This window comes from Pseudomonas sp. Van50, assembly GCF_055390755.1.
This window is the reverse complement of record NZ_AP024343.1, coordinates 2,504,446-2,526,655: the sequence shown is the minus strand read 5'-3', so window position 1 is coordinate 2,526,655 and position 22,210 is coordinate 2,504,446. Positions and strand designations below refer to the sequence as shown.

The 22,210-nt window shown below is 59.9% G+C and carries 21 protein-coding genes and 2 pseudogenes; 12 read left to right on the top strand and 11 right to left on the bottom strand.

Annotated features, from left to right (window positions below):
* Nucleotides 1–107: 107 nt before the first annotated feature.
* The 11 genes and pseudogenes from ACZ5M5_RS11240 (at nt 108) to ACZ5M5_RS11190 (ending at nt 12,372) form a co-directional block, all read left to right on the top strand.
* Nucleotides 108–2,516, top strand: coding sequence for a phospholipid carrier-dependent glycosyltransferase (locus ACZ5M5_RS11240; protein WP_464739028.1), 2,409 nt, complete (start codon nt 108–110; stop codon nt 2,514–2,516).
* Nucleotides 2,517–2,528: 12 nt separating this feature from the next.
* Nucleotides 2,529–3,550 (top strand): annotated as a pseudogene (locus tag ACZ5M5_RS11235) (glycosyltransferase family 2 protein).
* A gap of 92 nt (nt 3,551–3,642) precedes the next feature.
* On the top strand, nt 3,643–4,329 hold the full coding sequence (locus tag ACZ5M5_RS11230; RefSeq protein WP_237140794.1) for a class I SAM-dependent methyltransferase: 687 nt from the start codon (nt 3,643–3,645) through the stop codon (nt 4,327–4,329).
* On the top strand, nt 4,326–4,733 hold the full coding sequence (locus tag ACZ5M5_RS11225; protein WP_060738160.1) for a GtrA family protein: 408 nt from the start codon (nt 4,326–4,328) through the stop codon (nt 4,731–4,733). The genes ACZ5M5_RS11230 and ACZ5M5_RS11225 overlap by 4 nt, the downstream gene beginning before the upstream one ends.
* Before the next feature lie 2 nt (nt 4,734–4,735).
* Entirely contained in the window at nt 4,736–6,019 is a 1,284-nt protein-coding gene (locus ACZ5M5_RS11220) for an NAD-dependent epimerase/dehydratase family protein (protein ID WP_464739027.1), read from the top strand.
* Complete coding sequence (locus ACZ5M5_RS11215; protein ID WP_464739026.1) at nt 6,009–7,595, top strand: FAD-dependent oxidoreductase; 1,587 nt, start codon at nt 6,009–6,011, stop codon at nt 7,593–7,595. Before ACZ5M5_RS11220 ends, ACZ5M5_RS11215 begins: the two co-directional genes overlap by 11 nt.
* Nucleotides 7,592–8,701, top strand: a complete 1,110-nt coding sequence (gene wecB, locus ACZ5M5_RS11210; protein WP_060738162.1) for a non-hydrolyzing UDP-N-acetylglucosamine 2-epimerase — start codon at nt 7,592–7,594, stop codon at nt 8,699–8,701. The genes ACZ5M5_RS11215 and wecB overlap by 4 nt, the downstream gene beginning before the upstream one ends.
* Nucleotides 8,692–9,798 (top strand): glycosyltransferase family protein, encoded by a 1,107-nt coding sequence (locus ACZ5M5_RS11205; protein WP_464739025.1) that lies wholly within the window; start codon nt 8,692–8,694, stop codon nt 9,796–9,798. Before wecB ends, ACZ5M5_RS11205 begins: the two co-directional genes overlap by 10 nt.
* 60 nt (nt 9,799–9,858) lie before the next feature.
* The gene (locus tag ACZ5M5_RS11200; protein WP_003203536.1) at nt 9,859–10,122 is read left to right on the top strand and encodes a hypothetical protein; all 264 of its coding nucleotides are present in this window, start codon (nt 9,859–9,861) and stop codon (nt 10,120–10,122) included.
* 9 nt (nt 10,123–10,131) lie between these two features.
* Nucleotides 10,132–10,290, top strand: coding sequence for a small membrane protein YohP (locus tag ACZ5M5_RS11195; protein WP_454250394.1), 159 nt, complete (start codon nt 10,132–10,134; stop codon nt 10,288–10,290).
* Nucleotides 10,291–10,350: 60 nt separating this feature from the next.
* Nucleotides 10,351–12,372: a DKNYY domain-containing protein gene (locus ACZ5M5_RS11190; protein ID WP_464739024.1), complete on the top strand. Its 2,022-nt coding sequence runs from the start codon at nt 10,351–10,353 to the stop codon at nt 12,370–12,372.
* Here the strand turns inward: ACZ5M5_RS11190 and ACZ5M5_RS11185 are convergent.
* The gene (locus ACZ5M5_RS11185) at nt 12,369–13,409 is read right to left on the bottom strand and encodes a zinc-dependent alcohol dehydrogenase family protein (RefSeq protein ID WP_464739023.1); all 1,041 of its coding nucleotides are present in this window, start codon (nt 13,407–13,409) and stop codon (nt 12,369–12,371) included. The two genes, ACZ5M5_RS11190 and ACZ5M5_RS11185, sit on opposite strands and share 4 nt — an antisense overlap.
* Before the next feature lie 118 nt (nt 13,410–13,527).
* A complete protein-coding gene (locus ACZ5M5_RS11180) occupies nt 13,528–13,767 on the bottom strand; it encodes a YceK/YidQ family lipoprotein (RefSeq protein WP_103308392.1) in 240 nt (79 codons plus the stop codon).
* 157 nt (nt 13,768–13,924) lie between these two features.
* Here ACZ5M5_RS11180 and ACZ5M5_RS11175 point away from each other — a divergent pair, with 157 nt between their 5' ends.
* Nucleotides 13,925–14,338 (top strand): hypothetical protein, encoded by a 414-nt coding sequence (locus ACZ5M5_RS11175; RefSeq protein WP_146042607.1) that lies wholly within the window; start codon nt 13,925–13,927, stop codon nt 14,336–14,338.
* Between the two features lie 26 nt (nt 14,339–14,364).
* On the opposite strand, the pseudogene ACZ5M5_RS11170 reads toward ACZ5M5_RS11175, so the two are convergent.
* The 9 genes and pseudogenes from ACZ5M5_RS11170 to urtB form a co-directional block, all read right to left on the bottom strand.
* A pseudogene (locus ACZ5M5_RS11170) lies at nt 14,365–14,475 on the bottom strand (alcohol dehydrogenase); the annotation flags it as partial.
* A 281-nt stretch (nt 14,476–14,756) separates the two neighbouring features.
* A complete protein-coding gene (locus ACZ5M5_RS11165; protein WP_464739022.1) occupies nt 14,757–15,800 on the bottom strand; it encodes an AAA family ATPase in 1,044 nt (347 codons plus the stop codon).
* A gap of 3 nt (nt 15,801–15,803) precedes the next feature.
* Nucleotides 15,804–16,847, bottom strand: coding sequence for an aliphatic amidase (locus tag ACZ5M5_RS11160; protein WP_464739021.1), 1,044 nt, complete (start codon nt 16,845–16,847; stop codon nt 15,804–15,806).
* 14 nt (nt 16,848–16,861) lie between these two features.
* Nucleotides 16,862–17,209: an FmdB family zinc ribbon protein gene (locus ACZ5M5_RS11155; RefSeq protein WP_082534334.1), complete on the bottom strand. Its 348-nt coding sequence runs from the start codon at nt 17,207–17,209 to the stop codon at nt 16,862–16,864.
* A 36-nt stretch (nt 17,210–17,245) separates the two neighbouring features.
* Nucleotides 17,246–18,475 (bottom strand): formamidase, encoded by a 1,230-nt coding sequence (fmdA, locus tag ACZ5M5_RS11150; RefSeq protein ID WP_003203578.1) that lies wholly within the window; start codon nt 18,473–18,475, stop codon nt 17,246–17,248.
* 132 nt (nt 18,476–18,607) lie between these two features.
* Nucleotides 18,608–19,297, bottom strand: a complete 690-nt coding sequence (urtE, locus tag ACZ5M5_RS11145) for an urea ABC transporter ATP-binding subunit UrtE (protein WP_063320404.1) — start codon at nt 19,295–19,297, stop codon at nt 18,608–18,610.
* Nucleotides 19,298–19,307: 10 nt separating this feature from the next.
* Nucleotides 19,308–20,066 carry an urea ABC transporter ATP-binding protein UrtD gene (gene urtD, locus ACZ5M5_RS11140; protein ID WP_464739020.1) on the bottom strand — a complete coding sequence of 253 codons (759 nt, stop codon included), beginning with the start codon at nt 20,064–20,066 and terminating at the stop codon, nt 19,308–19,310.
* Nucleotides 20,063–21,250 (bottom strand): urea ABC transporter permease subunit UrtC, encoded by a 1,188-nt coding sequence (urtC, locus tag ACZ5M5_RS11135; protein WP_207281614.1) that lies wholly within the window; start codon nt 21,248–21,250, stop codon nt 20,063–20,065. Before urtC ends, urtD begins: the two co-directional genes overlap by 4 nt.
* Nucleotides 21,251–21,260: 10 nt before the next feature.
* Nucleotides 21,261–22,178, bottom strand: a complete 918-nt coding sequence (urtB, locus tag ACZ5M5_RS11130) for an urea ABC transporter permease subunit UrtB (RefSeq protein ID WP_464739019.1) — start codon at nt 22,176–22,178, stop codon at nt 21,261–21,263.
* Between the last annotated feature and the right edge of the window lie 32 nt (nt 22,179–22,210).

The window sequence follows — 22,210 nt, the reverse complement described above, 5'->3', positions numbered from 1 at the left end:
CCTGCCTTTTTTGGGGCTGCTGTGCAGCCCAGCGGGAGCAAGCTCCCTCGCCACGGATCTTGGTTTGCCTTAATGGACAGCGTTATCCCTTTAGCCGAGACGATATTTTGCCCAGATTCAGCCTGAAGTACGCCGTGGTATTGTTGGTTTTACTGGCGAGTGCAGTGGTCGGCGTGTACGGTTTTTCTACGCTTGAACTGGCGTCAATGAACAGCGGCACCCGGACGATATTGCTGTCGATGGCAGCCCTGGCCGCCCTCACCGTCTTCACGCGCAAGCCACCGATCCTGCTTTGCCTGGGTTTGCTGGCGTGCCTGGCCATCGCCTGCGCACAGATTTGGCCGGTGCTTGTCGTAGCGGTGTTCGCGCTGTCTGCCACCGTGCTCGGCAGGTGGGTGCTCAGGCAAGCAGCCTCGGCCGACTGGAGCGTCCACCTGCTGGTGGGAGCAGGCGCGTTCGGTACGCTGACAGGCCTGGCGGCCTACTGGCCGATCAACTACCCCGGGCTGTATGGCGCGCTGCTGTTGTTGCCGCTGGCCTTGGGCCACAGACACGTCACGTCGATGGGCCGTGAACTGCTGTGCCACATCCAGGCCAGCCGATCAACGCAAACACCGGTCCAAACGGCGCTCGACGTACTGATCTGCAGCTTCGCCTGTCTTTACGTGTTGGTCGCCTTCATGCCAGAGGTCGGGCACGACGCATTGGCCATGCACCTCTTCGTCCCTTCACACCTGGCCCAGCGGCATCAATGGTCGTTCGATGCCAGCACCTATGTGTGGGCGGTCATGCCCATGCTGGCCGACTGGATCTATAGCATCGTCTATATGCTGGGCGGTGAAACGGCAGCGCGCCTGAGCAACAGCGCATTCACCCTGCTGCTGGCGTGGCAGATCCGCAACATGACCCTCTGGGCCGGAGGCTCTGCCACAAGTGCCCGTTGGGCAAGCCTGATCTTTGTGTCGACGCCCCTCGCCTTCGCTGAAAGCAGCAGCCTGCATATCGAGTCGGCGTGGACCGCCTTCATGATGGCCGGGACACTGGCGATCCTGAAGGTCTCACGCTTCACGCCGGATCCCACGGAGCGCCTGTCGCAACTGCTGCTGGCCGGCATCCTGCTGGGCTTCGCCATGGCGACCAAGGCGGTGACCCTGAGCGTCCTGCCGGTGCTGTTGGTGATGCTGCTGGTGCAGTACAAGGCCTGGGCTGTCCCAGGCATCGTCAAGACGCTCCTGCTCGGCAGTGCCGGGCTGATACTGGCCGGTGCCACCCCTTACGTCTCTGCCGGGTACTTGACCGGTAATCCGGTGTTTCCGTTTTTCAATGCGATTTTCCATTCGCCACTGTGGCCGAACATCAATTTCGAACCGCCAGCCGCTTTCGGTACAGGGATGACCTGGGACACCCTCTATCGAATGGTCTTCAAGTCGCCTCAGTTCATCGAAGGGCGCGTCGGCGCGGCAGGCTTTCAATGGCTGTTGCTGCCCACGGCCGCCGTCGCCGTGCTGTTGAGCGGCAACAAAAAAGCCCTGTGCATCCTCCTGGTCGGCGCCGGCGCGATGTTCATGACGTTCCACTCAACGGCCTACCTGCGTTATGTGTTCCCCTCCTTCGCGCTGTTCTCAGTGATCCTGGCCCTGCCCTTTTCCGACCCCAGGTTCTTCCCCCGCAGCCTCGCCATCGTCGCCGGGGCCGTGTTGGTCCTGACCAATACCCGTTTCATCCAGGCCGCGACTTACTATGGCGACATCAACCCCTCTGCACTGTTGAGCCAGGCCGGTCGGGACGCCTACCTGTTGGAACGCCTGCCCATCCGAAACATGGTCGACACCGTCAACGCCTTGAATAGCGCAAACCAGCCCGTGGCAGTCTTTGCATCGCCCTTGATGGCGGGTTTGCATGGCGATGCCCTTTACACGTCGTGGTACAACCTGAAGTGGAAAAACGAATTCGACACGGTGACCTCGCCCTCGGAGCTTGCCCAACGCTTGCGCCGGCGCCAGGTGAACTGGCTGGTGATCGACCTCAAGTCCCTTCCCCAGGTGCAACTCGATCGGCTGCTCACGGTGTCCACGTCCTATGCCAGACTGGGTAACCTGGAGCTGCGCAAACTCAATGTCACCCACGACGAACACCTGCTCGACCCGCAGCTGTCCAGCCTCGAGGGCTGGAGCCTGACGTCACCCTCGACCTATGACGCGTCGCGCAAGATCCTGACCGTCAACGTCAAGACACCGGCCACACAGCGGGTCGAAGTGACGCCGGGACTGACGTACATCAACAGCGTGTCCGCACGCTGCGCAACGACGACCACCGCCGGAAGAATCCAGGCCAATTGGATGGACGACCAAGGCGACTTCATTACCACCAGCATCGAGACGTTTGACTGCACCACGCAATGGGAGACCCATGAGATGAGCGTCGTTGCCCCCGCAAATGCCACGTCCGTGATCATTTATGCATCCGGGCACACCGACACACCCCTGGAGTTCAAGTCACTTTCATTCAGGCAATAGCGGGCGATATCGATGAACTCAAAAACAGCGCTTTTCACGGACGAACAACGCGTCGCCGTCGTCATCCCCAGCTATCGGGTCACCGCGCACATCGTCGGGGTCATCGAGGCCATAGGACCGGAGGTCTGGCGCATCTATGTCATCGACGATGCCTGCCCGGACGGTTCCGGTGGGCATGTCCTGGCTTCCTGTAACGACCCCGGGTCAAGGTGCTGCCCCATGAGGTCAACCAAGGCGTGGGCGGTGCGGTCATGACCGGTTACCGAGCAGCCCTCGCCGACGGTGCGAGTATCATCGTCAAAGTCGACGGGGACGGCCAGATGGACCCGACCCTGATCCCGCTGTTCATCGAACCGATCCTGGCCAGAGAAGCGGACTACACCAAGGGCAATCGGTTTTTCGACCTGGAAGAAGTCCAATCGATGCCGCGGCTGCGCCTGTTTGGCAACGCGGTACTGTCGTTGATGGCCAAACTGTCGACCGGTTACTGGGATCTGTTCGACCCCACCAACGGCTACACGGCGATTCACCGTGACGTCGCCAGGCTGTTACCCCTGGACAAGGTCAGCCAGCGCTACTTTTTCGAGACCGACATCCTGTTCCGCCTGAACACCGTGCGCGCCGTGGTGGTGGATATTCCGATGGAGGCCCGATACGGCGACGAAGTCAGTCACCTCAAGATCTCGAAGATCGTTGGCGAATTCCTGTTCAAACACCTGCGCAATTTCACCAAGCGCGTGCTCTACAACTATTATCTTCGCGACATGTCCCTGGCTTCGATCGAACTGCCGATCGGGATTGTCATGTTCTTGTTCGGCATCTTCTTCGGCAGTTATCACTGGTATGAATCGGCGCAGAACGGCATCGCGACACCCGCCGGCACGGTGATGCTCAGTGCACTGCCCATGCTCATGGGGTTGCAACTGATCATGGCGTTCCTCGGTTACGACATCGCCTCGGTGCCCAGCCGGCCACGGCAATCCAGGCGTGTTAAAACAACGTCATTGCGGGAAGAAAACTCATTAAAGCGCTGAGAGATTTTTTATCGGACCCGTCGCTCAAGGCATTGGATGTCGATGGCGGCGAGCGCCTCGAACTTCACGGCAAAGTGCTTGAACGCAAGCGAATGCTCCGGGAAGTCTTCGTGGAGTTCCACCACGCATTTCATCGCCTGGCAGACCGTTACTTCAAGGTCGAAGGCCTTGAGGTGGAGTTGGGGGCGGGCATCGCGCCCATGCGTCATTCATACCCTGAAGTACTGGCCACGGACATTGTCTCCACCGAACAACTGGACATGGCACTCGATGCCGAGGCAATGAGCCTGGACGATCACTCGGTCAGGGCCTTTTATGGCCAGAACTGTTTTCACCACTTCCCTCACCCCGATCGGTTTTTCACGGAACTGGAAAGAACGCTCAAGGTGGGCGGCGGGGCCATTTTGATCGAGCCCTTCCACGGCCCCTTTGCCGCTTTTCTCTATAAACGCCTGTTCAAGTCCGAAGGCTTCGACATGCACTTCCCGTCCTGGGAAACACCCTCGACCGGCCCCATGAACGGCGCCAACCAGGCGCTCAGCTACATCATCTTCGTTCGCGACAGGCAGGCGTTCGAGGGCAAGTACCCAGGCCTGGAAATCGTCCATCAGGAAATCTGCGGCAATTATCTGCGCTACCTGGTTTCCGGCGGCTTGAACTTTCGCCAGTTACTGCCTGATGTGTTGATCCCCGCGCTCAAAATCGTTGAAAAGCTGCTGCTCCCGTTGCGGCGGGTATTGGCGCTGCATCACATCGTGGTCATCAGGAGGACGTCTTGACCTTTATTCGGTATGGCGCCATCCAACTCGTGGCCTATGCGTTGGACATGGGCGCCTTTCTGCTGTTGATCGCGCTATTCGAGGAACAACCCGTGCTGGCCAACATTGCCGGCAAAGGCGTCGCCGGTGTGTTCGCGTTCTTTTTGCATCGGCACTTCACGTTCCAGTCGAGCCATGGCAGCAGCAAGGCTCAAGCGGTGCGCTATTTCTCGTTGCTCGCCATCAATATCCCGGTCGCGTCGGCGCTGTTCAGCGTGGGGCTGGCTATCGTCGACAACCCTGCTCCGGTGAAATTCGTCTGCGACGTGGCCTGCGTGGCCCTGACTTACTGGATCAGCAAACTGTTCGTATTTCATTCCGCGACGCATCCGCCGGTTCCCCCTGACCGCGCCGAAGGCGCATGACGATGAAGCTATTGATCACCGGCGCGACAGGCTACATCGGACAACGGGTGTCCGCCCTCGCGGCAGCAAGGGGACATGAGGTCATTTACGCGACGCGCCAGCCGGGTCCGGCCTCCTCTGCCTGGCTGCCTTATGACCTGCGGGGCCAGGCCCCCGCGTGCCCGGCCGGCATTCAGGCGCTGATCCATTTGGCCGCCGACACCTCGACGGGTACCGACGCCGGCGCGGACGACGAAGTCAACGCGGCCCAAGCGCTGATCCAGTGCGCCCAACAAGGCTCGGCCAGGTTCATCTTCATCTCCAGTCAAACCGCCGAGGCCACGGCTCCGAGCATTTATGGCCGGACCAAGTGGCGTATCGAACAGCACGTGCTGGCCGCCGGAGGCACCGTGATCCGTCCCGGCCAAGTCTACGGCGGCCCCGAACGTGGGCTCTTCGGCTTGTTGTCAGGGCTGGTTCGTCGAAGCCCGTTCATTCCGATCCTCATGCCCGCGCCTGGCGTGCAACCCATCCATGTCGACGACCTCGCAGCCTCGATACTGGCCGTTGCCGAGCGCGACGACCTGCATGCCGAGGTCCTCAACCTGGGCGCCGTGCGGCCGATTGCCTTTGGCCGCTTCCTGCAGTCGATCGCGAGGCACCGGGTTCGTGCCACTCGCCTGCCAATCCCCCTGCCAGTGCCATTGCTCAGGTTACTGCGCCGGTCACTCGGACGATCCTTGAGCACGAAACTGGGCCTGGAGCGGATTTTCTCCCTCATCCACCTGCCGCCCATGGACAGCGAGCGTTCCCTGCAAAAACTCGGCATCCAACTGCGCCCCCTTGCCCACGGCATGCATCGCTCCGGCCATGGGCAACGTCGAGGCCTTCTCCAGGAAGCCACGGTGCTCTTGCACTACCTGCTCAAACGCCCGCCGCACAGCAGCCTGGTCAGTCGCTATGCCCGGGCAGTGGAGCGTGCGGGAAAAACCCGCGCCGTCATTCATTCGCCCTTGATGATGGGCTGGCCGATACTCCTGACGCTCCTGGACAACCCCGGCGTCCTGCGCAAGCCCGACGGCCAGGAACTGGCCTGGCGCCTGCAGGTTGCACTCGCTATCGCCGAAGCCAGTCCCCAGGGCGCCCAGGTGTTTCTCGGCGTCCAGCAGTCGCGCAGCCCTGTCGCCACGCTGGTTGCGTTGGGACTCTCTGCGGTCAAAGCGTTGGCGTGGCAGCTAGCGGCGCTGGCGTGCCGCTCCTTTGCCCGCCAGCTGTTGCTTGGAAGTGAAGCCCACCGTGAAACCTGAATTCGATGTGATCATTGTCGGCAGTGGCCCGGCCGGGACTTCGGCGGCCTATCCACTGGTCAAGGCGGGCCTGAAAGTCCTCATGGTCGATGCCCAGGCCAGTACCGGCTCATCGGAGCCGCCAACCCGCCCATTCCTCAACGCCAGGAGCAACGACGCGCAGCAGTGGAAATGGATGATCGGCGAAAACTTCCACGCCTTGAACCAACCGGACGCGGTATCGCCCAAACTGAAGACACCGACCCATGCCCATGTCTTCGAAGGGTTCAGCGCCGGCAATCGCATCGAGACCGACAATTTTATCGGCATTGGTTCACTGGCAACCGGAGGCCTGTCCAATGCCTGGGGTTGCGGCGTGGCAACGCTGGGTGCCAGCGACTTTGCCGGGCTGCCCATCGATTATTCCGAGATGCAGGCGTCCTACGAAACGGTCGCCCGCAGGATCGGCATCAGTGGCCGGATCGACGACGACCTTTCAAGCTATTTCGGCCTCGATGAGTGGTCGCAACCGCCGCTGCCACTGGACGCCCTGCATCAACGCCTGCTCGATCACTACACCCGACGTCGTACAGCGTTTCCCGACCTGGGGTTCCGCCTTGGCCGCTCCCGGGTCGCGGTCTTGAGCCAGCCCCTGGACGAACGCAAGGCCTGCGACCTGGCGGGAAACTGCTTGTGGGGCTGTCACAACCAGGCCTTGTACAGCGCATCGCAAGAGCTGCAAAAACTCAAGCAATACCCGGGATTCCAGCACGTCCAGGACTTCCTGGTGGACGAGCTGCAGAAACAGGACGGTTCATGGACGATCATCGATCCTCGCTCCGCCCGGCGCTGGCGCGGCACACGCCTGTTGCTGGCGGCGGGCACCCTGGCCTCGACCCGGCTCGCCCTCAAGGGCCTGAACCATTCGGCCCCGATACCGCTGCTGTCATCGCCGACGGCAGCCTTCCTGCTGTGGCTGCCGAAAATGCTCGGGACCCCAAGGGCGCCGGCATTTGGTCTGGGCCAGTTATCGTTTGCCCTGGCGCTGACACCCAGTGCCACGGCGTTCGGTTCGACATTCAGCACCACAGGTTTGCCCATGACCGAGTTTGTCAGCCGGATCCCCCTGAGCAAACGCTACAGCATCGAACTGCTGAAAAACCTGCTCAGCGCCTGCGTCGTCGGGAATCTCTTCCTGCCCGGGCACCTGTCTCACAACACGGTGGTCTTGCGCCCTGACGGTTCGTTGAGCATCAACGGCCACGAGCATCCGGAGCTCCCCGGGCTCATGAAGGCAGCCGAGGCAAAGCTGCGCCGGATCTATTGGAAAATGGGCGCGCTCTTGATGCCCATGAGCTTCACCGTCGGCAGGCCGGGGGCGGATATCCATTATGCCGGCACCCTGCCCATGCACTCGACGCCCAGGATCGGGCAGACTGATGGCCTTGGCGAAGTCGCGGGTCTTAGCGGCGTGCATATTGTCGACGGTGCCTGTCTGCCCAGTCTTACCGAGAAATCCCACACGCTGACCCTCATGGCCAACGCGGACCGGATAGCACGCTCACTTGCCATCACGATAGGAAATCAAAAGGCATGACCCGCAAGGTACTTTGCATCGTTGGTACGCGTCCGGAAGCCATCAAGATGGCCCCCGTGATCAAGGCACTCCAGGCCGAAAACAATATCGATTGCTGGGTACTCGCCACCGCCCAGCACCGAGGCCTGCTGGATCAGGTGCTGGAGGGGTTTGCAATCACCGTCGACCTGGACCTGGACCTCATGCGCCCCAACCAGTCATTGACGGCACTGACCTCACGCTTGCTGCTTGAACTCGACGGCGTACTGCAAGCCGAGAAACCGGACGTCGTACTGGCTCAAGGCGACACGACCACGGTCATGTGCGCCGCACTGGCGTGTTTCTACCTGCGGATTCCCTTCGGTCATGTCGAGGCGGGCCTGCGTACCTGGGACCTGTGCAATCCGTTCCCCGAGGAAGCCAACCGGGTGATCGCCGGCAAACTGGCTCGCTGGCATTTCGCGCCCACCCCGCATGCCGTGGACAACTTGCTGCGCGAGGGTGTCGCCGCCAGCGATATCACCCTGACCGGCAATACCGTGATCGATGCCTTGCTGATGACCGCGGCACGGGACTCAACCTTGGCTATCCCACTGGACGCCAGTAAACGCCTGGTGCTGGTGACCTGCCATCGACGGGAAAACTTCGGCGAACCGTTCCAGAATATCTGCCAGGCCCTCAAGGACCTGGCCGAGCGCAACCCAGGCATCCAGATTCTCTACCCCGTCCATCCCAACCCAAACGTCAAGGATGTCGCCCATCGATTGCTCGGCCAGACGCCGAACATCCTCCTCTGCGCACCGCTGGATTACGCGCCATTTATCGCGGCAATGAAGCGCTCTTACCTGATCATCAGTGACTCCGGGGGCGTGCAGGAAGAAGCCCCGGCCCTGGGCAAACCCGTGTTGGTATTGCGGGAAGAAACCGAACGCCCGGAGGCCGTCGAGCTCGGCGTGGTCAAGCTGGTGGGCACCAACCGGGACACCATCATCGAGCAAGCACAGCGTCTGCTCGATGACCCACAGGCTTACCAGGGCATGGCGCGTGGGGTTTCCCCCTATGGCGACGGCAAGGCCGCAGCGCGCATCGTCGACGCTCTAAGGCAGTACTTCCAGTCATGCGCATGATCTACCTGTCCCCGGTGCCATGGGCCAGCTTCAGCCAGCGCCCCCATCACTTCGTCAACTGGTATCACCAGCAGACTGGGGCGCCGGTCCTCTGGCTCGATCCCTACCCGACACGCTTACCGACGCTGACCGACTTCAGGCGCAAGCCGCCTGTTGCCGATCAGCAAAGCGTCAACGTTCCACCCTGGTTGCGGGTCTGCAAACCCCAGAGCCTACCCATCGAGCCCCTGCGAGGCTCGGCTATGCTGCTCAAGCGACTGTGGCGCAACCTGTTCAAAGAGGCCGTGGCATTTTCCGCCCAAGAGCCCTGCATGATCTGCGTGGGAAAACCTTCCGAGCTGGCCTTGCAACTGCTGGCGCTGATCCCGCAAAGCCCTGCCGTCTACGATGCCATGGACGATTTCCCGGCCTTTTATCAGGGCCTGTCACGCGGTTCCATGGAACGTCGCCAGGCGCAGCTCATTCGACGGGTGGGCACCGTACTGGCGTCCTCCAGCCCGCTTCGCGACAAACTCCTGGGCATGACCGACCAGGTTGAACTGGCCCTCAACGCCTGTGACATGCACGCACTGGCGCCGGTCGAGCGCCTGGACCTCGGAGCCAAGCAACAGGTGCTGGGTTATGTCGGCACGCTGGGTCGTTGGTTCGACTGGGACCTGGTCATAGCCCTGGCAAAGGCCAATCCCGGAAACCGGATCCAGCTGATCGGCCCCGTCTTCACAGCCGCGCCGTGCGTATTGCCTGCCAACATCGAGTTGCTCCCCGAGTGCTCCCACGCCAGCGCAATCGCGGCCATGGCAAGGTTTTCGGTGGGTTTGATCCCGTTCAAACTCAATCGCCTGACCGCCTCGGTCGACCCGATCAAATACTACGAATACCGTGCCCTCGGCCTGCCCGTCATCTCCACCCGCTTCGGTGAAATGGCCCGGCGCAGCCAGGAACCGGGCGTCTGGATCGTGGATGAAGACAGCGATTTGCGTAAAACCGCCGTCGAAGCACTCGCCAGCCCAAGCGACCGCTCGACGGTTCATCAATTTCGTCAGGCGCACCTCTGGGCTCAGCGTTTTTCTGCGATCAATCTCAAAAACCGCCAATAACGGCCGATACCCAGGATAAGACCCCGCCACTGGGGCGCAGGACAGAACGGTAGGTCAGTCATGACAGAGATTTATTTGCTGATAGCGCACGGCACGGACCAGGGCGAAGCTTACGTGCTGGGCTGGTTCGACGACCGGAGCAAAGCCCGGGAAGTGGCCGAGCAGAAAGAATGGGAAGCGTACCGCGCCAGCCTGAAGGAGAAACACCCATGGTCCAGCCACAAGCCGCTGGCACCGGACCAGACGGACTACCGCCGCTACTGGATCAAGACCATTTCCAAATTCGAACATGTGCCAGTGCCAAGGTCCTTTGCGGTCCATTGATCATCACGCATGAATATTCGACGAAACGAGCGCTATCGGTGGCGGTCTAGACGATTAAGCCCATCCGATGAGAGCGTTCTTATGTTGAAATTCCTTGGCGGTACCGTAGGTATCATTTTCCTGATTGGCCTGATCGTAGTGATTGCGCTGTTCAAGTTCATTTTTTGAGCGTGGCGGCGGGGATCTTTGACTTGGTGTTCCACCTACCTGGAGAGCAGATCGCAATAAATGACAATCACAGGGACGGATAAGGCTGACTGGGAACCGCTGAACCTTGAATGGCATCAAGGCTTCGCATTCTTGGACGGTGTGCTGCTGGGCGATGGGCAAGTGCCTGATGTGTACATCATGCTCAACCCTCAAGGCACACGACCCAGCGAGTTGGCACAATGTGCCAGCGCTGGGCACTATCCGCCCTCGCCCTTGCTGGCCGGTCAGCCGGTTTGGCGGCATCGACGCAACCCGTGGGTGTTGCGTGAAGCCCTGCGTGATTACTACCTGCTTCCGGCCTACCGGGAGCGCCACGGCTACCAGGCGCTGCAGCCCCTGCCGTTTCGGTTCGACAAAGGCCTGGAAAGCCTCGGTCACCAGTACTGGCGTGACGCAACTGGCGCCTATTGGTTCGGCGAGTACGCGATCACCCAAATCCACGAAGCGCGACCCGACAGGCTGGCCCTGTTGGCCTCGTCCCCGGCCTCGGTGACTTCAGCGTCCGCGCTGTTCTGCGACGGTGTGCATCTCTTTTTGCAGGGGCACATTATCGCCAGCGCCACGGCGCGGGTGCGGTATTGCAACCACCCGTCGTATCGAGTGATCGACGATCAAGTCTATAGGGGCTTCAAGCCCCTGCACCAGAAGGACGGCACACCACTGCCGGTCGCCAACCCGGACGACTTCCAGATGCTCGCCCAACGCTGGGGCACCGATGGGCAGTCGATCATCGTGCAAGCGCAGCAAGGCTCGAGCATTGCCTATGAATACTTCTACCGCATCGACAATGCCGATCTGGCGACCTTCACCGTGCTTAACGAACGCTACGCCAAGGACAAGCAACGCGCCTATTACCTGACCGGAAAAACCATTCGCTACGTGGGCGACTTCCACCTGCTCCAGTGCTGGCAGCCAGCGTTCGATGAAGGCGGCCGCGTGGTCAGCGCCATCGAATACGAGGATGAGTATTTTGCCGTGGACGACCAGTACGTCTACGCCGCCGGGACCCGCCTGCGCGATGCCCATGGCCCGAGTTTTCGTCACTTGGGGTTCGATTACTACCGGGATCACCAACACGTCTACAGGCACCAGAAACGCCTCGATGTCGACGTGGAGAGCTTCGTCGTGTCCCAGCCCTGTCGTAGTGACCAGGATTACTCACCCGTGCTGGCAGGTGACAAGCACGGCCCGCTGGGCTCTGGCGGCATCATCGATGCGGCCATGCAAGCGGCGTGGGCGCCTTACTTCGAAGCCCATCCGCAGTTGGAGGGTTATTGGTGGCACCGCTTGCAGGCACCACCTGAAGCCGCGCAAACATACACGGAAACGCTGCCGCTACAGGCCATCGGTCTCGGTTTTGAGCTAGGCGACCAGGTGTATTTCCATGGACGCGTGATCAATGGGCTGGACGCAGCGAGTTTCAAATTGCTGGACACGCATCTGTGCGGTGATGCCAACGGTTTGTATCTGATCCCATTCCATAACGCCGACACGGAAGTACCCGAACGTTTTTCCCCGGAATCGGCGGAACATTTTCGCTCACTGGGCTCACCCTACCTGACTGACGGCAAGACGGTGTTCTGCCACCGGATTTTTTACCATCCCCCAGAGCCGATTCGTAGGGCCCAAGCGGCTACGTTCGAATCCTGCGGCCATGGCTGGGCCAAGGATCAGGACACGGTGTATTACTACGGGGAGGCGAAAAAAAAGCTACCCCCCTCGGATACCCGCATTCTCGGCACCTATGCTGTCAGCCCTACGCTGATCCTCTCGGAAGGCAAGCCGCTGGACGTGGCGTTCGTTCCTGATGAAGTGCGCGTGCCCCACCCCGACTTCCTGCAACTGGGCACGCGCAAGTTGTTCTGTCATCGACGCCCGCTGAGCGCCAAGCGGATCGACCTGGCCACCCTCGAGTTCCTGAATAACCGCTACGCCCGTGACCAACATCGCCTCTATCACTACGACGGTTATGCAACCCTGACCGAAGTCGACGAAGCACAGTATCGGGAATCCCTCGGCCAGCCAGCGGCAAGCGTTTAGAACTGCGTCACAACCGTAACGCCTGCAGTGTCAAACCGGTCCATGTTCATGAGCGCATCAATCGATTGCTCAAGGCTGATGGTCTTACCCACCAGTTTTTCAGGCGCCAGCTTGCCGGACGTGATCATCTCCATCATCGCGCCGTAACGGTGAGCCTGCATGCCATGGCTGCCGCAAATCTCCAGCTCGTAGGCAATGACCTTACTCATTGGGATCGAGGGCGTGCTGTGGTCCGCCAGCATCAAACCGACCTGGACATGCCTTCCACGCCGTCTCAGATTATTGATGGAGTTGAAGCAGGTCGTAGGATGGCCCAGGGCATCCAGCGAAACGTGAGCGCCGCCCTTCGTAATCTCGAGTACCGCCTCGGTGACATCCGCCACCCGGCTTGCGTTGATTGTCGCGACGGCACCGAGCGACTGGGCAAGCTTGAGCTTATCGTCGCAGATGTCGATGGCGATGACGTTCGCTCCGATAGCGTGGGCGATCATCACGGCGGACAGCCCCACGCCACCACAGCCATGAACCGCCACCCACTGGCCCGCCGTGACCTTGCCTTGATCGACAACCGCACGGAACGAAGTGACGAACCGACAACCAAGGCTCGCCGCCGTGGCGAAGTCCATGTTTTCCGGCAACGCAACCAGGTTCAAATCCGCCTTGTGAATCCCCACATACTCGGCGAAAGAGCCCCAATGGGTGAAACCCGGCTGAAACTGGCTGTGGCACACCTGCTGGTTGCCGCTATTGCATTCCGGACACGCGCCGCAGCCACCGACAAAAGGCACGGTGATACGATCGCCCACCTTCCATCGGGTGACATCCCGCCCCACCTCCGCCACGACTCCCGCCAATTCGTGACCGGGTACATGGGGCAGTTGAATGTCAGGGTCATGACCTTTCCAGCCATGCCAGTCGCTTCGGCATACGCCCGTACCCAGGACTTGAACAACCACACCGTGACGCTCGGGGCTCGGGTCTTCGACTGTCATCAAACGTGGGGGTTGGGAAAAGGCTTCGTAAACTACGGCTTTCATGAGAATCCCTCTACTTTAGAAAAGCGCTCTGTCTGAATCCTGGCTCGCGGACCGACCTTGCCGTGAACCAACGCCAACAGTAACCACAAATCCCCCGACACGTAAGAATCCCTGTCACTTATAGGTTACAGCTGTACTGATATTCGAAGGGGAAGAATACGGTATCGACCACCAGTGAGAACGGTGCGTCGATAAGCAAGAAAGGGATCAGCTTTCCTTTGGACGTGCCCACCAGCCACCAGTCAAAACGCAGGCCAATATAGGGGCACCGATGCTTGTCGTAATCCATCCGCATCGCGGTGGCCATGCAGCCGCCTAAGCTGGCGACCAGAATCAGCAGAATCACTTTCCGTAGCACGTAATGTCCTTATTACTTCTTTGCGAAGAGCTGCATAGACGCTTTCGCTAAAAGCGAGTCACCCCTTCCAAGTCACCAACGTAGCCACCCCCAGCCTAGTTGGTGCGCTTACGCTCCATGCCGGGCGCGCAAAACGTGGACTTGAAGAAGATGCGCAATGTATAAGTCGTTTTTTTACAACCACGGAAGGGATCAACAAACGATGCACAAACAACTTTTAATGGCTGCAATGTCACTGACTTTTTACTGTACCTCTGCAGCAGCCCACTCCTATTCGGACCTCAACACCCCCGACAAATCGGGTTTCATGTGGGGGCAGGTCTATCAGCATACAAAAGCAGCGTGCGGCACCTTGCCCGAAGATCTCGAAGACGACTACGCGAAAGCAATCCGACTCCTTTCGCAGGCCAGTCCTGAGTTTGGCCCAACCTATCAAGATGGCCTGAAACCCAGCGCAAAGAAGGATCCTTTGAGGTCAGTCGAGGAACTGGAGGATTTATGCGTAAAAGGTCAGGTAGGCCTTAGAACCCAGGTGAAGCTCGCACGATACTGGTTTTCTGCAAAATGGTAGGCGGGCGGGCAGACCGTCGGCGTTGATTCAGAGCGCGGCACATGGGGCAGCTGAATATCAGGATCATGACCTTTCCAGCCATGCCAGTTGCTTCGGCATACGCCCGTGCCAAGGACCTGAACAACCACGCCAGCTCTGCCATTCCCATCCAGACTCGCTCTGCCGTCGCGGCATCGCCTGCAACAGTGATAGAGAGTGCTGAGGCCCTCCCGGCTCGACCATCGGCAACTGTCAGCCTGGGCAACCCCGTGGCCGATGTCGAATCACAGACCTATTCCCGACTCGGGCAACTGCCCGGCCGCCAAAAGTTTGCACCGGCTGAATCCTCGACTGCTGAACTCGGCAACGGGACACTGAATGCTGGTCAGGATCGCCGGTAAGCGGGGTATCACGGCGGACCTCAATTCGGTGTCGTCTCTTACGACAATGGAACAACCCTGAGCCTGTTTGATTCGACCGTCCCAACCATCTGCATTGCCTGCGGATAAGCCAGCAAACACTCAGCGATGGCAGGCTCCAGCTCAACCCGCACTCGCCTTGTCAGGGCCCGAGCACCGAAGCGTGGGTCATGCTTTTGGCACAGCCAGTCGCTTGCCGCAGCGTCCAGGACCAGCGTACGGCGATGCTGACCGAGACGTTGGTTGAGTTTGTTCAGTTCGATCTGCAACAACGCTTCCAGCCATTGGGTTTCGATGCGTTGGAAAACCAGGATGCGATCAATACGATTTAGAAACTCCGGTTCGAACCACGCGTGCAACGCCAGCTCCAACATAGCCTGCTCACCTTGTGGGGCGATACCGAGCCAGCGCCGCCAACCGCGTGAAAAACGTTCCCTGTAGGTGGTCGCTTGCCGGGCTCCAATGTTGCTGGTCATGAAGATCAGGCTATTGCGAAAATCCAGTGTTCGGCTACCGCCCGCCAAGGTCAGTTGGCCGTTCTCAAGAATGCCCAGCAAACTGCGCACCACTTCCTTGCTGGCTTTTTCCAGCTCATCGAACAGCACGATGCCTGGGCGACTGTAGGTGCCTTGAATCAATTCGCTATTGAACAGACTGACGCCCTCTTTACTCCCCACATAACCAGGTGGCGCTCCGGTGAGCGCCGCCGAGTAATGCTCCTGGGCCAAGGTGTGCATGTCGATGCGACAAAAAGCATCGGCGCGACCGTGTATGGCCAGTGCCAGCAGACGTACTATTTCGGTCTTGCCGACACCGGTCGGCCCCATGAACAGGTTCACCGTCAACGGTCTCTCACGTTCACCAATATCGACCTTAACCACGTTTAGCAACGCCTCGACCGCGCTCATGGCGTGTTCTTGGCCGACAATTCGACTGCGCAACAACGCCATGACTTGGGCGGGATTGAAGGCGAAGCGTGAGGTCAACAACTCTGCTGCCGGTGATGCGCTGGTCAGGCTAGGCTGGGGGTGGTTTGGGTCGATGCGATCATTCACCAAAGGCATGGTTTAGCCTGCGTGTTTTTCTTTACCGTCGTGGGGAAGCTCTCCCACCGGGCAATGAGCCACGCCGACGGTGCTACGGGTCAGTTTTTCGACGTTTTCCCGGGCTTTCTGCGCGTCCAGTACCCAGGTGCGGTAAAAGTCGAACGGGCAGTCAGCCACTCCCTTGTCGCCGTCCCCGGAGTGATAGACCCCGGTGTAACCGCGATGCAGCAGCTTGAACAAATGATTCTGTGATTGGTCGTTCGCTCGCGCATCGCGGATTTGCGAAACGGATAATTGTGCGTACTGAATACCCATTTCCTCTTCACCGCATTCGCCCAGGGTGCGACCGTCGAAGCCAATAATCGCCGAGTGACCAAAGTAGGAATAAACCCCATCGAAGCCGGCCGCATTGGCCACTGCCACATAGCAATTATTGGCCCAGGCCATGCTTTTGGACATCATCACCTGCTGCTCTTTGGCCGGGTACATATAGCCCTGGCAACGGACGATCAACTCCGCCCCTTTCATTGCACAGTCGCGCCAGATCTCCGGGTAGTTGCCGTCATCACAAATGATCAAGCTGATTTGCAGGCCCTTGGGACCCTCGCAGACATAGGTCCGATCACCCGGATACCAACCTTCTATGGGGCACCAGGGAATGCACTTGCGGTACTTCTGGACGATTTCGCCCTGGTTATTGATCAACACCAACGTGTTGTACGGGGCTTTGTGGGGATGTTCCTCATGCCGCTCACCGGTCAGTGAAAACACCCCCCACGTGTCAGCCGCACGGCACGCGGCGGAAAAGATCGCAGTTTCTTCGCCTGGAATACTGGCGGCAGTCGCCATCATCTCATCGTGGTCGTACATGATGCCCATGGTGCTGTATTCAGGAAACACCACCAGGTCCATGCCGGGGAGACCGCTTTTCATCCCCGTGATGATGTCGGCAATCTGGCGGGCGTTTTCAATGACCTCGGCTTTTGTATGCAGCCGCGGCATTTTGTAATTGACGACAGCGACACCCACGGTATCCGGGCAGCTGGAAATATCACCATGACGCATGAGATTTGCCTCTGTTAATGACTGATCATCCAAGGTCTGGAGCCGGTTTTACGCTTGAGCCCCTGTGGATTTTCTTTGGTCGGGGCCAGCGGTTTGCTCGGTGCGCAACAACTGCACCCACTGGGATGACGACGGTTCTGCTGGTACTCGCCAAGCGTCTGCGGCGCGTGGGCACTTCGCTCGTTGGTCGCCATGGCCTGGCGTTGACTGCTCGACAACGTCGTCAGTGCCGGCGCAGACAACAGCAACCGCCCTCCCGGGCCCGCGCAAGACGGGCACTGGCACGACTCGTGCCGTTGGGCCATGGGCCGCAACATTGTGAAAGAACCACAGGTTTGACATTCGTACTCATAGGTCGGCATGGCGCTCTCCAGATATTGATCGAGCTCGGGCGTGTCTCACAGGTCCGGGGCAATCGGCAGATCGATACTGCCGTCGAGGTGTTTGATGGGACCGTTGGCGTTGGGGTTGATGTCGAACTCGAAGATTTCGGTGGGTAACCAGAGGGTCGCGCAGGCGTTGGGGATATCGACCACGCCGCTGATATGCCCTTGCACCGGCGCAGAACCCAACAGGGCATAGCCTTGGGCGGGGGAATAACCAAACTTGGTCAAGTAGTTGATCGCATTCAGGCAGGCCTGGCGATAGGCGATATTCACGTCCAGGTAGTGCTGTTTGCCGGCTTCATCCACCGAGATACCTTCGAAGATCAGGTAGTTCTGGTAGGTCGGGATGATCGGGCTGGGTTTGAACACCGGGTTCTTGATCCCGTACTTGGCCATGCCGCCCTTGATCAGCTCGACTTTCATATGAACCCAGCCGGCCATCTCGATAGCACCGCAAAAGGTGATCTCGCCGTCCCCCTGACTGAAGTGCAGATCCCCCACCGACAACCCGGCGCCTTTGACGTAGACCGGGAAGAAAATCTTCGAGCCCCGGGACAAGTCCTTGATATCGCAGTTACCACCATGTTCACGCGGTGGCACGGTGCGCGCGCCCGTTGCCGCGGCATCATCCCGGGCCTGGCCCTTGAGCTTGCCCATGTGTGCGGTGGCAGCCAGCGGCGCGTTGGCCAGGGGCGGCACGCGGGTCGGGTGGGTGTCGATCAGTTCCTGCTCACGGCGGTTCCAGTCGCCGAGCATTACCGGGTCGGGCAGGCAACCGATCAATCCGGGGTGGATCAGGCCGGCAAAGTTGACCCCGGGAATGTGCCGCGAGCTGGTAAACATGCCTTTGAAATCCCAGATGGCTTTCTGTGCGCTGGGAAAGTGATCCGTGAGGAATCCGCCACCGTTCTGCCGCGAGAAGAAGCCGTTGAAGCCCCACATCGATTCGGCCTTGGCGCCGATGTCCAGCAGGTCGACCACCAGCAGATCCCCCGGCTCGGCGCCATGCACGCCCACTGGACCGGACAGGTAGTGCACGGTGGACAGGTCGACGTCACGCACATCCGAGGCGTCGTCGTTGTTCTTGATCGCGCCAGCGGTCCAGTCGTAAGTCTCAAGAATAAAGTCATCCCCCGGCTTGACCCAGCAGGCCATGGGAATGTCCGGATGCCAGCGGTTGTGGATCTGTTCGTTCTCGGTGGCGGGCTGGTTGAGGTCGACTTTGATCAAGGTATCGGTCATGGCGAAGCTCCTGAACATTAGGGATGTACCGCGTTGGAACCAGTCTCGAATGGCGGCACGAATCGGCCAATACGTTGGATGACGTACCCCTTTGAGCTGGCTTGCCAGCTGCTACAAGGGGGCCGATCGCGCCTATACGCAGAGGTAGCGACTGATGGTGGATTCGTCGACCTTGTCCCGGGTCTCCTCAATCACGAAGCGACCCTTCTCGATCACCAGGAAGCGGTCGGCGATTTCCAGGGTGAATGACAGCACCTGCTCGGAGACCACAATGGTCAGGTCGCGCAGGTGGCGGATCTCTTTCAAAGTGCGGGCGATGTCCTTGATGATCGACGGCTGGATGCCCTCGGTGGGCTCATCGAGCAACAACACCTTGGGATTGGTCGCCAGTGCCCGGGCAATCGCCAGTTGTTGCTGCTGCCCGCCCGAAAGGTTGCCACCCTTGCGCGAGCGCATGTCGTGGAGCACCGGAAACAACGCATAGAGGTCTTCGGGCACCTGGCCCCGGGCCGATGCCGGCAGGCCGGTCTGTATGTTTTCCAACACCGTCATGCTAGGGAAAATCATCCGCCCCTGAGGCACATAGGCGATGCCGTGCTCCACCCGCTCGTGGGTTTCCAGGTTCGAGACTTCCTGACCATCGACGCTGACCTGCCCCCGCCACTGCGGAAGGATGCCCATCAAGCTCTTGAACAGCGTGGTCTTGCCCATGCCGTTGCGTCCCATCACGGCGACGATTTCGCGTTTGGCCACGGCCAGGTCGAGGTCGTGAAGGATCTGACTCTGGCCGTAACCACAGGACAGCTTGTCTACGTTGAACATGCCTGCTTCCTCAATGGCCTAAATAGACTTCGATGACTTTCGGGTTGTTCTGCACCGACTCCATGCTGCCCTCGGCCAGGACCTTGCCCTGATGCAGCACCGTGACCTTATGGGCGATGCTCTTGACGAACTCCATGTCGTGTTCGATCACCAGCACCGAGCGGCCCTGGCTGATGCGCTTGAGCAGTTCCGCAGTCTGTACGCGCTCGTTGACGCTCATCCCTGCGACCGGTTCATCGAGCATCAACAGGTCAGGGTCCTGCATCAGCAGCATGCCGATCTCCAGCCACTGCTTCTGGCCGTGGGACAGCAGGTCGGCCTGTTGCTGCAACAGCTCGCCGAGAAAGATCTCCCGCGCCACCTCTTCAACCCGGGCAATCACTGCGGCACTGCGCTTGAAGAACAACGCGCCAAACACCTTGCGCCCGGCCGGGTAGGACATCTCCAGGTTCTCGAACACCGTGAGGTTTTCGTAGATCGACGGGTTCTGGAATTTGCGCCCGACACCGGCACGGACGATGTTGTACTCGCGCATCTTGGTCAGTTCCTTTCCATCGAACTGGATGCTGCCGCTGGTGGCGCGGGTCTTGCCGCAGATCAGGTCGAGCACCGTGGTCTTGCCTGCGCCGTTGGGCCCGATCACCACCCGCACTTCATTGCGGTCGATGTACAGGTTGAGGTTGTCCACGGCCTTGAAACCGTCGAAGGACACCGTCAGCCCCTCGATAACCAGCACCGGCTTGTTCATCTGAAAACCTACGGCGGTCATGGCTGCGTCTCCAGCGAAGGGCGTTCAGAAGCTGGGGTCGGCGGTGCAGTGCGCGACGTCTCCGGCAGAGGCGCGGCAACGACAGCTTGCTGCGGGGTACGCCGCAATAAACGGCCAAGGGCCTGGCGGCCATGGCTGTCCCAGAGTCCGGCCAAACCATTGGGGAAGTACATGACCACGGCAATGAACAGCCCGCCCATCAGGTACAGCCACAATTCGGGGAAGGACTCGGAGAAATAGGTCTTGCCGTAGTTCACCAGCAAGGCCCCATACACCGCGCCGAGCAGCGACATGCGCCCGCCGACAGCGGCAAAGATCACCATCTCGATGGATGGCACGATGCCGACGAACGAAGGCGACATGAAGCCCACCTGCAAGGCGAACATGGCGCCGCCTATGGCCGAGAAGGCAGCGGCGATGCAGAACACGAAAATCTTGAAACTGGCCACGTCATAACCGGAGAAGCGCACCCGCTCCTCTTTATCGCGCATCGCCATCAGCAGCCGCCCGAGCTTCGACGCAAGGACGAAACGGCCAATGAAAATGCAGCCGAACAACAAGGCCGCGTTGATGAAGTACAGCAGCAGCTTGGCGCTGTCACTGCGCAGGTCCCAGCCGAGCAGCGTCTTGAGATCGGTGATGCCGTTGACTCCGCCGGTCAGGCCCTGCTGGCCGACGATCAGCACCGTGAGAATCAGCGCGATGGCCTGGCTGACGATAGAGAAATAAACATCCCCCACCCGCCGCTTGAACAGCGCCATGCCAATGATGAAGGCCAGCACTACCGGCACCAGGATCACCGCCAACAGGGTGAAGCTGAAACTGTGGAACGGTACCCAGAGCCACGGCAGTTCGGTGATCTGGTTCCAGTCCATGAAATCCGGAATGCCCGGCGTCGACTGGATTTTGGTGCTCTGCGGGTCGGAGGCTTCGAGCTTGAGAAACATCGCCATGCAGTAGCCGCCGACGCCGAAGAACACCCCTTGCCCGAGGCTGAGAATGCCGCCATAGCCCCAACACAGCACCAGGCCGACAGCGACGAAGGCATAGGTCAGGTACTTGCCCACCATGTTCAAGCGAAAGGCATCCAGGGTCAGCGGGAAGACCACGAGAATCAGCAGCGCCAACAGGGCCACGCCCAGCAGGTTCTGCTTGCCCGCCAGCATCTTGTCTAAAAGCTTCATTGGCTCGCCTCTACTTGCGCACTTTGATGGAGAACAACCCTTGAGGGCGCAACATCAGGATCAGAATCACCCCGGACAGGGTCAGCACCTTGGCCATCGAACCACTGAGGAAGAACTCCGAGATCGATTGGGTCTGGGCAATGACGAACGCCGACGCAATAGTGCCGAACAGGCTTTGTGCGCCGCCGAAGACCACCACCAGGAAGGTGTCGACTATGTACTGCGAGCCCGCGGTGGGCCCGGTGGAGCCAATGGTGGTAAAGGCCGCGCCGGCCACCCCCGCGACACCACAGCCGAGGGCAAAGGTCATGCGGTCGACCTTGCGCGTGTTGATGCCCACGGCACGGCTCATCAGCCGGTTTTGCACCGTGGCCCGCACTTGCAGGCCCCAGCGTGAGCGGTAGAGCAAGAGAAAAATGGCCGCGGTGAGCAGCAGGGTCAGGGCCATCACGAACAGGCCGTTGCGCGGGATCTCGATGGACTCGGTGAAGTTGAACGAACCCATCAGCCACTCCGGCGGCGTGGCGCTGACTTCACGGGCGCCGAACACCGAACGGAAGGTCTGTTGCATCACCAGGGACAGCCCCCAGGTCGCCAGCAATGTGTCCAACGGACGCTTGTAGAGCCGACTGATCATCGCCCACTCCACCAGCCAGCCGATGGCCCCGGCCACCAGAAACGACAGGGCGATGGCGATGAAAAAATAATAGGGTTGAAACCACGGGGCGAAATGACTGGTCAGGCTCGAACAGACATAGGTGGTGTAGGCGCCGATCGTGAGGAACTCGCCGTGGGCCATGTTGATGACCCCCATCTGGCCGAAAATGATCGCCAGCCCCAATGCCATCAACAGCAGCACACAGAACACGGACAAGCCGTTGAACCCCTGCATCGCCGCGATGGCACCAAATTCCGATAGCCATTCCATGATGATGGACTCCTGCTTGGAGGAAGGATGTG

Excerpts from the sequence above, each read along its gene's own strand:
- ACZ5M5_RS11155 (WP_082534334.1), bottom strand. The coding sequence starts at position 17,209 with ATGCCGACCTATGAGTACGAATGTCAAACCTGTGGTTCTTTCACAATG.
- ACZ5M5_RS11205 (WP_464739025.1), top strand. The coding sequence starts at position 8,692 with ATGCGCATGATCTACCTGTCCCCGGTGCCATGGGCCAGCTTCAGCCAG.
- ACZ5M5_RS11175 (WP_146042607.1), top strand. The coding sequence starts at position 13,925 with ATGTATAAGTCGTTTTTTTACAACCACGGAAGGGATCAACAAACGATG.
- urtB (WP_464739019.1), bottom strand. The coding sequence starts at position 22,178 with ATGGAATGGCTATCGGAATTTGGTGCCATCGCGGCGATGCAGGGGTTC.
- urtC (WP_207281614.1), bottom strand. The coding sequence starts at position 21,250 with ATGAAGCTTTTAGACAAGATGCTGGCGGGCAAGCAGAACCTGCTGGGC.
- wecB (WP_060738162.1), top strand. The coding sequence starts at position 7,592 with ATGACCCGCAAGGTACTTTGCATCGTTGGTACGCGTCCGGAAGCCATC.
- urtD (WP_464739020.1), bottom strand. The coding sequence starts at position 20,066 with ATGACCGCCGTAGGTTTTCAGATGAACAAGCCGGTGCTGGTTATCGAG.
- fmdA (WP_003203578.1), bottom strand. The coding sequence starts at position 18,475 with ATGACCGATACCTTGATCAAAGTCGACCTCAACCAGCCCGCCACCGAG.
- urtE (WP_063320404.1), bottom strand. The coding sequence starts at position 19,297 with ATGTTCAACGTAGACAAGCTGTCCTGTGGTTACGGCCAGAGTCAGATC.
- ACZ5M5_RS11195 (WP_454250394.1), top strand. The coding sequence starts at position 10,132 with ATGAATATTCGACGAAACGAGCGCTATCGGTGGCGGTCTAGACGATTA.
- ACZ5M5_RS11160 (WP_464739021.1), bottom strand. The coding sequence starts at position 16,847 with ATGCGTCATGGTGATATTTCCAGCTGCCCGGATACCGTGGGTGTCGCT.
- ACZ5M5_RS11165 (WP_464739022.1), bottom strand. The coding sequence starts at position 15,800 with ATGCCTTTGGTGAATGATCGCATCGACCCAAACCACCCCCAGCCTAGC.
- ACZ5M5_RS11200 (WP_003203536.1), top strand. The coding sequence starts at position 9,859 with ATGACAGAGATTTATTTGCTGATAGCGCACGGCACGGACCAGGGCGAA.
- ACZ5M5_RS11185 (WP_464739023.1), bottom strand. The coding sequence starts at position 13,409 with ATGAAAGCCGTAGTTTACGAAGCCTTTTCCCAACCCCCACGTTTGATG.
- ACZ5M5_RS11190 (WP_464739024.1), top strand. The coding sequence starts at position 10,351 with ATGACAATCACAGGGACGGATAAGGCTGACTGGGAACCGCTGAACCTT.
- ACZ5M5_RS11230 (WP_237140794.1), top strand. The coding sequence starts at position 3,643 with ATGCTCCGGGAAGTCTTCGTGGAGTTCCACCACGCATTTCATCGCCTG.
- ACZ5M5_RS11220 (WP_464739027.1), top strand. The coding sequence starts at position 4,736 with ATGAAGCTATTGATCACCGGCGCGACAGGCTACATCGGACAACGGGTG.